Annotated in this window: 12 protein-coding genes and 1 riboswitch; of the genes, 7 read left to right on the forward strand and 5 right to left on the reverse strand. The window is 39.7% G+C overall.

Annotated features, from left to right (window positions below):
* Window positions 1–87 precede the first annotated feature (87 nt).
* Window positions 88–1,293, forward strand: a complete 1,206-nt coding sequence (locus ACKWCF_RS11270; RefSeq protein ID WP_409477690.1) for a hypothetical protein — start codon at window positions 88–90, stop codon at window positions 1,291–1,293.
* A 27-nt stretch (window positions 1,294–1,320) separates the two neighbouring features.
* Here ACKWCF_RS11270 and ACKWCF_RS11275 read toward each other — a convergent pair whose 3' ends face one another.
* From ACKWCF_RS11275 to ACKWCF_RS11290, 4 genes are all read right to left on the reverse strand, one after another.
* Complete coding sequence (locus ACKWCF_RS11275) at window positions 1,321–1,659, reverse strand: DUF1904 family protein (protein ID WP_409477691.1); 339 nt, start codon at window positions 1,657–1,659, stop codon at window positions 1,321–1,323.
* A 9-nt stretch (window positions 1,660–1,668) separates the two neighbouring features.
* Entirely contained in the window at window positions 1,669–2,286 is a 618-nt protein-coding gene (locus ACKWCF_RS11280; RefSeq protein ID WP_409477692.1) for a hypothetical protein, read from the reverse strand.
* Complete coding sequence (locus tag ACKWCF_RS11285; RefSeq protein WP_409477693.1) at window positions 2,276–3,616, reverse strand: ATP-binding cassette domain-containing protein; 1,341 nt, start codon at window positions 3,614–3,616, stop codon at window positions 2,276–2,278. Before ACKWCF_RS11285 ends, ACKWCF_RS11280 begins: the two co-directional genes overlap by 11 nt.
* Complete coding sequence (locus ACKWCF_RS11290; RefSeq protein WP_409477694.1) at window positions 3,617–4,228, reverse strand: ECF transporter S component; 612 nt, start codon at window positions 4,226–4,228, stop codon at window positions 3,617–3,619. It abuts the gene before it with no gap.
* Window positions 4,219–4,323, reverse strand: a riboswitch (TPP riboswitch). Its footprint overlaps the gene before it by 10 nt.
* Before the next feature lie 31 nt (window positions 4,324–4,354).
* Here ACKWCF_RS11290 and ACKWCF_RS11295 point away from each other — a divergent pair.
* A complete protein-coding gene (locus ACKWCF_RS11295) occupies window positions 4,355–4,957 on the forward strand; it encodes a hypothetical protein (RefSeq protein WP_409477695.1) in 603 nt (200 codons plus the stop codon).
* 1 nt (window position 4,958) lies between these two features.
* On the opposite strand, the gene ACKWCF_RS11300 is transcribed toward ACKWCF_RS11295, so the two are convergent.
* Window positions 4,959–6,677 (reverse strand): hypothetical protein, encoded by a 1,719-nt coding sequence (locus ACKWCF_RS11300; protein WP_409477696.1) that lies wholly within the window; start codon window positions 6,675–6,677, stop codon window positions 4,959–4,961.
* Between the two features lie 159 nt (window positions 6,678–6,836).
* Between ACKWCF_RS11300 and ACKWCF_RS11305 the strand changes: the two genes are divergently transcribed.
* The 5 genes from ACKWCF_RS11305 to ACKWCF_RS11325 all read left to right on the forward strand — a co-directional run bounded on the left by ACKWCF_RS11305 (window position 6,837) and on the right by ACKWCF_RS11325 (window position 13,468).
* On the forward strand, window positions 6,837–9,977 hold the full coding sequence (locus ACKWCF_RS11305; RefSeq protein ID WP_409477697.1) for an efflux RND transporter permease subunit: 3,141 nt from the start codon (window positions 6,837–6,839) through the stop codon (window positions 9,975–9,977).
* Complete coding sequence (locus ACKWCF_RS11310) at window positions 9,970–10,362, forward strand: hypothetical protein (protein ID WP_409477698.1); 393 nt, start codon at window positions 9,970–9,972, stop codon at window positions 10,360–10,362. The genes ACKWCF_RS11305 and ACKWCF_RS11310 overlap by 8 nt, the downstream gene beginning before the upstream one ends.
* A gap of 10 nt (window positions 10,363–10,372) precedes the next feature.
* The gene (locus ACKWCF_RS11315; RefSeq protein ID WP_409477699.1) at window positions 10,373–11,608 is read left to right on the forward strand and encodes a TolC family protein; all 1,236 of its coding nucleotides are present in this window, start codon (window positions 10,373–10,375) and stop codon (window positions 11,606–11,608) included.
* A gap of 14 nt (window positions 11,609–11,622) precedes the next feature.
* Complete coding sequence (locus tag ACKWCF_RS11320; RefSeq protein ID WP_409477700.1) at window positions 11,623–12,051, forward strand: hypothetical protein; 429 nt, start codon at window positions 11,623–11,625, stop codon at window positions 12,049–12,051.
* A gap of 91 nt (window positions 12,052–12,142) precedes the next feature.
* A complete protein-coding gene (locus ACKWCF_RS11325) occupies window positions 12,143–13,468 on the forward strand; it encodes a hypothetical protein (RefSeq protein ID WP_409477701.1) in 1,326 nt (441 codons plus the stop codon).
* Window positions 13,469–13,476 lie beyond the last annotated feature (8 nt).

Here is a 13,476-nt window from a genome sequence, read left to right on the forward strand (position 1 = left end):
TAAATTCTGCTTTTTTGTTCCAGAAAAACTAACCGGAGGCCTTTAATGCCATCAAAGAACAAATTCATTGTCCTATTCGTCTCACTCATGTCCTTAACTGCACTGGGAGCTGAAAGTTCGCCCCACTGTTATTTATTCAAGCCTGGGAGCGTTGAAGCTGTTGAAAAGCCCACCGAATCAAAGCTGACTGACGCGGAAACATGGTGTTATCAAAATGTTGAAACACCGAAAAAAGGTCAGATGATCTATATGGTCACTTCTGGCAAAGTAAAACCTGAGTTAACTTTATTTGTGGGGCAAGATGGTTATCTGACTCACTACTCTTTATTTAATGGTCAGTTAAAAGCTCACAAAGTTAAAGCGACAGAATTTAATCCTTTTTCAATTCCGTTAACAGAACCTAAAATTGAAGTGCGCATGTCGCTTAAATTATCTGATACAACAACCGATTCAGCTTATGGCAACCTGCAAGCGCTGCTAAGCCAGCAGGTCGAAGATACACCGATGACAATCTCTGAAGGCACTTACAAAGCGCAGGCTGCGCACTTACCGTGGCGTGGTTATTGGTTTCCGCAACGCGGGCAAACAATTGCGAGTTCATTAAGAAAATACGATGCTTATGTTAAAGCCAGAACTGGCACAAGCCCCAATTCAGTTCGCTATGAACGCAACCACCACGGTTGGACCGGTGAAGTGTGGGAGGGCCACTGCAACGGTTGGGCTGCCGCGGCCATTCTAAATGAAGAGCCTGTGACTGAAAAAAAAGATCCTACTTCAGGTATTGTATTTTCTACGTTAGATCAAAAAGCACTCCTGTCTGAAAGAGACTTCTGTGTCACGCACACATTTTTTGGCTCTAGATACAGAGGTGATGGCGATAATATGAGTGATATTCGCCCAGCCATTTTTCACAAAACTTTAGTTTATTACATCGGCCAATTGCAAAAAGCCGTGGCCACTGATTATGACCGAAGCGCCACTGTAAACAACGCGGTAATTTCTGGTTACGACATGACGATTACCAAAACCGGATCAAGAACTTATAAAGTGACTACAGTGGTTTCACTTCACCACTACGACAAAGTAAGAAATCAAAAAACCGGTGTCGCCCCTGCTGAACGCAGAAGATATAGATACACAATTAAAGTAAATGAAATGGGCGAAATTACCGGTGGTAACTGGCTTTCAGGAAACCCTGACTTTTTATGGGTTCCGTTAAGTTCTTCACCGTGCAGCAAGAACAATCAAAAACTAGATCCAAATATTTTAGAAGAAATTTTAAACTTACAGTAAAATAACAAATGGGATGGGATACACCGCTTAGAAGTGTGTCCCATTTTCAAAATAATTTGATTTTGGTAAATCAAAAAAAACGACCGCGATATATTCTGATCTTGAAACGCCACGCACAAGTTCAGTCACCTTTTGGGCCGCCGTAGCTTTCATTTCAGCCCCGCGATCAAACCAGTGAATTTCAATCATTGGGTCACCTTCACCATCAGCAACAACAGCTCCGCCGCGATAAAAAACTGTCGGTATTTTTTCGACAGTAAAATTATCTTCTGGTGTGTTCATTAACTTTGAAAGCTCGTGCGGTAAAACTTGGCTTAAGCTTCTAACTTGCGATTCTGTCATGGCGCGTATGCGAATATGTGGCATAGGTCAATATTAACGCATTTTTATAGAAAAATCATAATAATAAAATTTATTTTCAGATAACCCGCGCGCAATAAGCGATAAAGCTCCACTTTCTGAAAACTTCAAGGTGAACACTAAAAACTGAAAAAGTATTTTAGGCAAAACCCACCCTTTGGTTTGCCGCAGCTGGTGATTTAAACGGTAAAGTTCAAATTTTTGCTTAAACAGACCGATTGAGCTTAACGAAAACAACAGCGGATAAATAAGCATGACCGGACATTTTTTATGCTGGGCTAGGTATAATAAAATCACCTCTCCATAAATAACTTCTAACGAACTTACTGAAAGCGTTGATACAAAAAATAGACGAATAAAAACTGAAATATCAAAAGCCCGGTGAACATTCGGAAAAAGCAGCACCATGAATAAGTAAAGAGCGGTAAAACTTGCCGTATACAGTGAAATTTTAATGAACCGCAAGACCGAAAGCCCCAGATAAAGAAAATAAACTACGGTAAAGCCAAACAGCACCAGCATAACCAAGGGCTGACTAAAAACAAATAACCCTATTAAGACTACACACAATACTAAAGCGCTGATGGCCGAGTGAATTTTTTCTGGATAAATCAGACGGTAATCAAGTTTCATAAATTTTTCCGTCTTTTAAAGTAAATACCCGGTCTGCCACAGAATTTATAAATTCTTCGTCATGACTGACCACTATTTGTAGAATATTTTGGGCTCGAAATTTCAGTAAACTTTCAGCGACAAAATATTTATTCTTCAGATCAAGTCCAAATGTAGGTTCATCATACAGTATAACTTTTTTCTTTGAATTTAGATGAACCAGTAAAGATAAACGCCTTTTCTCGCCTTCAGAGAGCGAATAAGGAGATACATTTAAATTTTTATACGGAAAAAATTTAGTTATAAATTCTTTGTCTGCTTCTAACAATTCTTCATTTGCAGTATCGCAGATAAAATTATCCTCTGGGTTTTGCATGACATAACCCATATTTTTAGTGATGTCTTTGGCGCGGCCACTTTGCCTAATCTGGCCCGAAGAAGGTTTTAAAGCGCCAACAATAAGTTTAAGCAAAGTGCTTTTACCTGACCCATTTTCACCGCGAATGGCAATGATTTCAGGAGCCTGCATCACCAGTGAAATATCTTTTAAAACAGGTTGGTCTTTCTTGTAAGCGAAGCTGACCTGTTCGAAATAAATATGATAACTTTCGCCATTTTTTAAGGGTGAATTCGGCGATTTCAAATTTGCAAAAGTAAAACTTGGCTTACGTGTTAACTCGTGCTGGTGAGTCACCATACCTTGCTGGTCGACCACTACAAAACTATCAACGATACTTTGCACTTCATTAAGATGATGATCGACAAGTAAAACTAAATACTTTTCTTTAAGCTCGGCCAGCAGTTCATAAAAAATTTGCCGCGCCGGCTGATCCATAAAAGCTGTTGGTTCATCTAGCAATAACACTTTAGGCTGCGTGGCTAAAAGAGAACTTAATAAAAGCCTTTGCGCTTGGCCAAGAGATAATTCGGTTGTTTTCTTACTCCAAAGGCTTTTTAAGTTAAATGCTTCTTCTAAAGAAGTTTTATGTTTCACAAAGTGATCGTAAGAAATTTGCTGACTTTCAGCAGTGAAACAAAATTCTAACTTAGGATTTTGGTAAATAATTTGGTTTAACGGATTTTGAAAAAGATAAACAATTTCATTTTGTTTTTTATGAACAAAATCTTTATCTATAAGTTCGTTCTTATACTGTATTTTACCGGTAAATACTCCTGGCGAGTAATGCGGGGTTAAGCCTTTAATTAAACTTAAAAGCGTACTTTTGCCAGAACCCGAAGGGCCTGTGACTAAGTGCAATCCCCGCTCAGGTAACTCAATGCTTTGGGCTGAAGCAAGAGTCGCCTCAGCCCTTTCTGGATAGAAGAATTTAAATTCTGAAAGACGCAACACTTAAATATTTTGGGCTAAATAGCGATTTAATAAATTAAGCTTTTTTAGACGTACAAATAAGATGTGACTTAACAATCCTGCTAACACCGCTGCTGACATGACAAATGATAAATATTGTGTCAACTGCAGGGGTAAAGCCATTTGACTATAACCATAGTAAAAATAATCCAAAACAAAGCTGGCTGTGGCTGACATCATTGAAGCCGCAAGCATTGTATACAAAGACCATTTACGATAACCCGTGGCCGCAAAAATAACTTCAGCTCCTAAACCTTGAACCAAACCCCAAACTAAAGCCATCGCTCCCCAGTGGGTAATCACTCCTTCAACACCGGCGGCGATGACCGAAGCAATAATCGCTACAAAAGGACGGCGAATAATTAATGGAGTAAATACCGAAGCAAATATCCAAAAGCCTGCGGCTAAGTAATTTAAACCGACAAGCTTTAACGCGGGTTTTGTGATTTCATAGGCAAATGTCCACCCCCAGAAGGCCACCCCTAGCGCTACAGAAGAAACGCAAATAAAGACCATTTCAAAGATCGTGTAGTTTTTTAAAAGTTGATGGATTGTTGTTTGAGCGCGTGCAGCACCCACAGATGACTGTGACATTGTATATTCCCTTCGCAAGCATTATCTTGACAGGTTCATAGGGTGTATTCTCAGGCGGCAAATAGAATTATCTGCAACCACCCCTAGTTTTTTTGGTACAGTTAACAAAAAAAAGGAACTTCGTCTATGCAAAAAGCTATTTTAGTTGGCCCCTGCCAAGAAAATAAAAACCGTAAGCTAACTTATAGCCCCGATACATTAGTGATTTTTATCGATGGCGGCCTAAAACACCAAAAGACCCAGTTTAAAAAAGCTACAAACTGGTTAAGTATCGGCGATCAAGATTCAGCAAGCTTTAAACCGCAGATAAAACTAAAAAAGAGAAAAAACGAGTCAGATCTTTTTCATGCTTTAAGACTTTTACCTAAAAATATTTCATTGGTTGAAACCTATGGCCTGTTTCCAGAATTAAAAAACGAAAATCGTTTTGACCATAGGCTATTTAATCTTGGTGAACTTTATCGCTTAAGCCAAAACACTGGAATCACTTTTTTACTGAACGACCACCAAATATTACTCCCTGCCGGAGAACATAACCTCGATATTAAGGGCGAATTTTCTTTAGTTAGTTTTAAGCCCACAAAAATTAAAATTACCGGCAAAGTAAAATACCCGTTAAAAAAACCAACACTTATCGACATGCTTTCATCGCGCACCCTCTCGAATAGAGGGGCTGGCCCAATGATTCTACAGAGTAACCAACCATTGCTTTTGATTACAATGAGTTAAACTATTTAAGGCCCGGATAAGCCGCTTTAAGAGATTTTAATTTCTCTTCGGCCGCTTTTTTAACGATTGGGTTTTTACTGTAAGTGAGCTCTCTTAAATTGTTGTACTCATAATGAACTTGCTGAGTCACGGCTTCTTGGTAGCCAGGTTTTCCGGAATAGCTTTTTTTAATATCGGCTTCAATCTTATTCCATTTTGCTTTTGTGACTTCGTTGATCTGCTGCACTTGTCCGGATCTGGCAGCTGTTTCTTCAAGCTCACTTAACTGACGTTCTGACAAATTAGAAAGACTGCGTTTAGCAGAGTTGGCATCTTTAAGATCGATTTTATTTTCTCTGACGTAAGCTTTGTAAGCGCTGTTGTAGGCCTCAGAAGCCTCGCTGATTTTTCCTTCAGCGGCGGCGGCCTCACCGTGTAAGCGATGATATTGTGAATAATCTTGCTCTCTAGCTCGAGCAGCATACATTTCACGAGCATTCTTAGGAGTTACTTTAGCAAGTGATCCTTTATCTTGAGCACCAGTAATACCGTTTCTTAGACCAATTTTAATTTCTTCATCAGTGAAATAAGGTTTGCCTGTATCAGGATTAATTTCTGAAGCTAACTTTTGTTTGAGATCAATATCTTCTTTAGTGTAGGTTCCAAAACCACGACCGTCTTTCGTTCCGACATCGTGCATTTTAAGCCATTGTTCAGCTTCACGTTTTGATAAAGGTTTACCTCTGATTTTTTCTAAAGCCATGATTCGCTCTTCTGGCGTTAGCCCTGCAGCGCTCGCAAGAATTCGTTCTTTATCAGCTGCATTGGTGATACGTCCACCAGGACCTGCTGTTGCACGTTCCGCAGCGTTTACATCAGCTACGAAATCATCTACTTTTTTAACACCAGCTAATTTAGCTAAACGTTGGGCGCGCGCTGCTTTTACTCCAGCAGCACCTGCTTTAGCAGCTCCCCACAAAGTGGGAGCGACTTCGGCCAAAGCTTCGCAAATAAGAGCTTTTTGGTATTTGTTGTTATAACAATCGTACTGCACACCCATTTTTTTTAAATGAGCTTTAGCAAGATCAATCACGTTATCATCTACTTTTGGTGTGTTAATCTTGTTTGTCCAATCAATAAACTGTTGCTCTTCTGGAGTATAAGTCGCTGTTCGGTCATTTAAGCGTGCTCGCACTTTTTTAAAAGCACGCATAGATAACTTTCGCTGCTCCATAACGATATTCGTTTGAATTTTTTCACACTTTATATCTTGAAGTTCTGATTCTGTTGGTTGAGTAATACGCAAAACTTCGGGCACGCGGCTGTTATAATCTTCGTAAAGAAGTTTTTTCTTACTTAAATCTTTATCACAGACTGCAAGCTCTGCGGCTTTTTCTTCACGTTCTAACATAATTTGTGCGGCTGTTTCACCCAGTGCTGTGCCTAGTTTTACAAAATAATCGCCAACCCCGATCAAACAACCCGTGGCCCAATCAGCGGATGCCGTTAACCAGTTTTGATTTTGCCCGCCGTCACAAACCAATGATCGTGCTGAAGCATCGCCACCGGCATCTTTAATTTCTTGATACACTTTCTGACATTGAGTTGAAGCTTTTGCTTCTTCGCAGTTTAATTTAACAAGGTCTGTGAGCGGATCAGTTCGTAAGCTACAATTTTCTGCCGCAACCGAAGATAATGTAAAAAATAAAGAAAGAAAAATAGCAAAAAACGATAGTTTCATATGAACAAATTATCGGCTATTTCAAAGAGCAACTAAAACCAGCTGGACCTTGGTGTACGAAGAGTTTAGCTCAAAAATAAATTTTAATTTGTCACAAAAGCACTATGGCAGTCATAGTAGATACAACGATACACACTAAGACATACAAAGGCTTACTGAATGCTAGACCGCATTATCAAATTTTCGCTTTCGCATCGCTTACTTATCATCGCCTCAGCCGCCCTGATTGTTTCCTATGGCGGCTGGCTGACAAGAGATCTTCCGGTCGACGTCTTTCCAGACCTCAATCGCCCCACTGTTACAATTATGACCGAAGCTCAGGGGTTTGCTCCTGAAGAGGTTGAAACATTAGTGACGTTTCCTCTGGAAACAGCTCTAAATGGCCTACCCGGCGTTGAAAGAACTCGCTCTAATTCAGGTGTTGGCCTTAGCATTGTTTATGTTGAATTTGCTTGGGGCACAGATACTTTCAGAAATAGACAACTTGTGCAGGAAAAACTTTCTTTAGCCCAGGAAAAACTTCCTAAAAATATTATTCCTATTATGGGACCAATTACGTCGATCATGGGAGAAATTCAACTGGTAGGTCTTACCTCAAATGATCCGGCGTTAAAACCTATGGATTTACGAACCTTAGCCGATTGGACGATTCGCCCACGCCTGTTAAGTATTCCTAGTATTGCACAAGTTATTGCCATCGGGGGCGGAGTAAGACAGTACCAGATTTTATTGTCTGCTGAAAAAATTCAAAAGCTTCAACTTTCTATCGATGACATTGAAAATAATTTATCGAAAATAAGCCTTAATTCAACTGGTGGCTTTATCAATATTGAAAAAAATGAATCTCTGATTCGCGTCATCGGCGCCATTCGTAACAAAGAAGAAATTCTTGATTCAGTGGTGGGATTTCACTTAGGAAAACCTGTGACTGTTAAAGAAGTGGCTTCTGTGCAAGAAGCTCCGCAAACTCTGCGCGGTGACGCCAGCATCAATGCCAAAAATGGGGTGATCTTAAGTATTCAAAAACAACCGGGCGCCAGCACGATTGAGTTAACTAAAGAAGTTGAAAAAGCATTAATAGAGCTTAAAGCGGTTCTGCCACCAAGTGTCGAGTTAAGCCCTGATCTTTTCAAACAGGCTCACTTTATCGAGTCATCGATTGAGAACGTTAAAGAAGCGCTTCGCGATGGCGTGGTTTTAGTTTTAATTGTTCTATTCTTGTTCTTAATGAACCTAAGAACAACGGTTATCACGATGACGGCCATTCCGTTAAGCTTTGTTTTAACAGCGATTGTTTTTAAAATTTTTGGTTTATCCGTCAACACAATGACTTTAGGGGGGTTGGCTATCGCGATCGGAGAACTCGTTGATGACGCCATCGTCGATGTTGAAAATGTTTTCAGACGCTTACGCGAAAATCGTCTTCTTGAAAAACCTAAAAATTCGCTCCTAGTTATTTACGAAGCCTCAAGTGAAGTCAGAAATTCGATTGTAATTGCTACCATTATTGTCTGTTTAGTGTTTATCCCGCTTTTCACAATGGAAGGTATTGAGGGAAAATTATTTGTTCCGCTCGGTATTGCTTACATCGTTTCACTGTTAGCTTCGATGGTGATTTCTTTAACTGTGACCCCGGCCCTTTGTTCATATCTTTTAAATAATAAAAATTTGCAAGAGCACAAAGAAGGCTCTTTAGTTAAAGTCCTAAAAAATTTAGATCTTAAACTTTTAGAAAAAGCCTTAAAAAATCCACGCGCCGTCATCGGCATTACTGCTGTCTTATTTCTAGCGGCGGTTATTTTAGCAACCCAAATGGGCCGAGATTTCCTTCCAAAATTTAACGAAGGTACGGCAACTATTTCTATGATGGCCCAGCCAGGAATATCTTTAGAGGAATCTGATAAACTGGGACGAAAAGCTGAAGAACTGATTTTAAAAACACCGGAAGTTAAATCTGTTTCACGCCGCACAGGCCGCGCAGAACAAGATGAACATGCTGAAGGTGTACATTCTTCAGAAATTGATGTTGATTTTAAAGAAGGCGGACGGTCACGTGAAATCGCCTTAAATGAAATCAGAACTAACTTGGCTGCGATTGAAAATGTGTTTGTCAACATTGGTCAACCGATCTCTCACCGGTTAGATCATTTACTTTCAGGTGTGCGTGCGCAGATCGCCGTTAAAGTGTTTGGCCCAGACCTGACAACACTTCGTACCGTTTCTTCTGATATCTTTAAAGCCATTGAAGGTACAAGCGGGCTAACGGATTTACAAATCGAACAACAGGTTTTAATTCCACAAGTTAAAATTCAACTCTTACGTGAAGAAGCTTTAAAATACGGTATTGTGGTGGGTGAACTTTCAGGGCTTATGGAAAAAGCCTTACAAGGTGAGGTCGTCGGGCAAATTTTAGAAGGACAAAAAAGCATCGATCTTTTAATGCGTTTTGATGAAAAATCAAGAAATGATCTGGAGCTTATTAAAGCCACGGCCATTAAAACCATGCCTGATGGAAGCAAAATCACCGTCGAAAAAGTGGCTGACGTGTACGAATCAACAGGGCCTAATATTATTAATAGAGAAAATGCCCAGCGCCGCATAGTCGTTTTAGCCAATTCAAGTGGCCGCGACTTAGATGGATTAGTTAAAGAAATTCAAGATAAAATCGCTGATAAAATCAAACTGCCTGAAGGCTATTTCATCACGTACGGTGGGCAATTTGAAAGCCAACAGCAAGCGGCTAAATTGATGGTCGTACTGGCCATTTTATCTTTACTTGGAATTTTTCTTGTTCTTTATATGCACTTTCAATCAACGTTTATTTCTGTGCAAGTTATGCTCAATATCCCGATGGCCTTTATCGGTGGCATCGTGGGAATCTATTTAACAGATAAAACTATTTCTATCGCAAGTTTAGTGGCCTTTGTTACCTTGTGCGGGATCGCTTCTCGTAACGGTATTATGATGATTTCACATTACTTGCATTTACTAAAGTACGAAGGCGAAAAATTCACTAAAGATATGGTTATTCGTGGATCATTAGAGCGACTGGTTCCGGTTCTTATGACGGCCTTAACGGCCATCTTAGGACTAACGCCTTTAATTTTTGCCGCTGGAGAACCAGGAAAAGAAATTCTACATCCGGTAGCGGTGGTGATCGTGGGTGGTTTAATCAGCTCTACCCTTTTAGATATCTTTGTGACCCCAACGGTTTTTTATCACTTTGGTAGAGAATCAGCTGAAAAAAGTATTGAACGTATGAACCAAAAAAATATCTTTGAAGGAGAAAAAAATGTTTAAACAAGCACTTGCTATCGTACTAATGGCCACATCATTAACCGCGTTCGCTCACGAAGGGCATAACAACACACCAGGATCTTTAAAAGCTAATCATGGTGGCACTGTTAAGCCAGGCAAAGAAATTAATCTAGAATACGTTGTTAAAGGCACTGAATTAAAAATTTATCCCGCTAGTCACGAAGGGGCTGATCTTGCCGTAACCGACGTTAAAGTCACAGCGACAGCTAAGTTACCAAAAGGCAAAGCTGAATCGATTAAGCTAGATGCCAAAGAAGGTGCTTTTGTCGCAACAGTGGATTTTAAAAATGCCTATCGCGTCGAAATGGTTGTAACCACTGATTACCAAGGCAAAAAAGACACTTTCAAATTTCAGGTTGAAAAATAAGGAAACTCTAATGAGTTCAAATCGTTTTTTTAAAACTCTCTCAGTATTTTTTCTAGTCACTGCAAATTTTTCTATAACCAGTGCAGCGACTAGAGAGGAGCTTGAAAATAAACTCTATGCCAACAGCCTAGAATTGAAATCATTAGAATCTGAAGTTCAGGCGCAAGAAAATCGTAAAAACTCTGGCTACTCTAGTTTTATGCCAAGCCTAAATGCTGTCGGTGGTTGGGCAAAAAATAAAACCGATGAAGATGATGAAAAAGGCATGGTCGGCTACCTGCAAGGTTCGGCAAATATTTTTTCTGGTTTAAGCGGTTTAAGCCAGCTTAACTTAGAAAAACAAAAACTTAGTTTAGCCCAGGTCAATTATGAGTTAAGAAAACAAGCTTTACGTGAAGAATTAACAGAAGTGTTAACTTCAATGATTAGCTTGCACCGCCTTGAAAAAATTTTGGATGAAGAATATAAAATCACCCAAACACAGAAAGTGATGGCGGCCAAGAAAGTGAGTGCCGGGCTTACCAGCCAAGTGGATAATTTAGAATTTGAACTTCGTGAAAGCGAAATTCAAATTCAACGTCGCAACATTGCCCAACTTCATGATGAAGCTCATCAAAAACTAAACTCTCTATTTAATGCCGAGATTAAAGATAACGAACTAGATTCTCTTGAATTTAGAACCCTTGAAAGTCTTAAACAAAATCGAAGTGCAAAACATCACCAAAATCATCCTGAAAATAAAAAAGCGATAATCGAAGAAGAAATAGCTCAGTCAGAAAAACAAGGTTTTACATCTGAACTTCTCCCTAAGTTAGATTTAACTTATGCGTTTGGGCGCCTAACTCCGAGCGAAGAAAAACTTAAGTATAACGAATCTGAAGTCGCCCTGACTTTAACGATTCCCCTATTTTCGGGTTTAGATAGCTATTGGAAGCGCAAAGCTTCAGTCGCTAATGTGGCAGCAAAAGAACTTAGCAAAACACAGACACAGCTTAACACCAAGGCGCTTTTTAAAAGATTAAATACGAAATTTTCTGAACTTATGGATCTGTACCAAATCTATCAAAAAAAGGCAGCCAGCTCGGAAAAATATTATAATTTAACACTCGCTGAATACAAACGCGGTGTTAAAAATTCGCCGGACTTAGTTGGCGCAACAGAGCGCTATTTTGATACTAAGAAAAAATCTATTGAAATTCAAAAAGAAATCGAGTTGCTCTCTGTTCAACTTGATCAATTTAACTAATGAAAGAAGAGAACATGAAAAACTTATTACTGATCGGATTCATTCTAACAACTTCTATGTCAGCTTTTTCACATGGCGAAGATAAACTAGGGCCAAACAAGGGCTATGTTAAAATGCCAGGTGGATTTCACACTGAAGTTGTTCCTAACAACGATGGCACATTTAAAGTTTATCTTTTAGATATTCAATTTAAAAACCCAACAGTTAAAAATTCAAAAGTCAGTGCCACTATTGATAATGGTCAAAAAACTGAAGTCACCTGTTCACCTAAAAGAAATTACTTTCAGTGTTCTTCTAAAAAAGGTGACCTTACTAAAGGCACGTTATCAGTAACAGCCGAACGTAATTCAGTGAAGGCCAACGAAGCTGTCTATGATTTACCTCTTGCGCTGGCGAAAACTAATACTGAAACAAAGACAGATGAGCACAGTGGCCACCACTAAGAATTTTTCTTTTTCGAAGTAGACCTCGGTTTTTATATGGGTTTTTACATGGCATTTGCCTGGTCTTAGAATTGCTTCTTTTAGGAAGCTAATGAAACAATTTTTTTTAAAAACCCTATCCATTGTTCTAGCTGTATCTTCTCTGCGGCCGACAGCAAAAGCCCAAACGGATCATCATCAAATGCACTCACAGGCTACAACGGGGCACAAAATGATGATCCATAACACCCACTGGGGCGCATCGGTATGCGCAGCTCATGAAGTTTGGGACAACTCTCAGGGCCTGTGCGTTCCGTTCAACGCAGATGGCTCCGACCGGTTTGACGTTATGGTTCACGGCAATGCTTTTTTTACCGGAGTCTGGGCTGAAAAACCCAGAGGTAAAGATCAATTCGCCATTCCGAATATGATTATGTCTAATATCGGAACTTCTCTAGGTTCAACACAATATCTAAATTTAAATGTGATGTTAACTTTTGAAAGATGGACATTTCATGAAGATGGCTATTCTGAGTTGGGTCAAACCGGCGAAGAAGATGAAAACGATGAGCCGTATATTGATGCCCAACATCCCCACTCTTCGCCGATTATGGGTTTAACGATCAGTGATACTTTCTATTTAGGTGAAGGCAAAGATCACCTGCGTTTATTCTTTGCTCCGCGAGGTCAATCTACCGATGGGCCGATTGCGTTTATGCACCGGCCAACCGGTATGGCAAACCCCGATGCGCCACTGGGCCATCATTTAGCGCAAGATGCAGGTCACATCACCAGCACCGTGTTGGGCGCTGGCTACACAAAAAAAAATACGACATTAGAACTATCTATTTTTCACGGTGAAGAACCAGAGCCCGCTAAAGTGGATTTACCACTTGGTGAATTTGATTCTTATGCAATTCGAGTTTCTGAACAGCTGAGTGAACATTCACGGGTTATGCTGTCAGCAGCTTATATTAAAAATCCAGAGGGTGATCATGCGCCAGAAATTGATCATAACCGGCGCTACTCATTTTCTTCTTACTATCAAAAGCCCGTCTTTGATGAATGGGTTTGGAATAACACCTTAGTTTATGGCGTTATTAATTTTTACAACGGAGTTTCCAAACTTCAGTCATTGAACGAAGAATTTTTATTTTATAAAAAGCCCTACAATATTTGGGGCCGCTTTGAATTTATTGAAAGAACCGCCGCGGAATTAAATATTTTAACAGCGTCTGACTTATTAAAGCCTCACGACATCTATGCTTTAACTCTTGGTTATACCCACGACTTAGAGCTTTCAAAGCTGTTACATATAGGTATTGGTGGCTCAGCGACCAAACTCTTTCTTCCAGATGAAATCGAAGAAGCCTATAATTCTGACCCCGTTAGCGGACGAGCTTTTATTCAACTTACTGGAATGTGGATGTCGATGTAAAAAGGTCA

The organism is Pseudobdellovibrio sp. HCB154, assembly GCF_046267985.1.
Taxonomy (GTDB): Bacteria; Bdellovibrionota; Bdellovibrionia; order Bdellovibrionales; family Bdellovibrionaceae; genus Pseudobdellovibrio.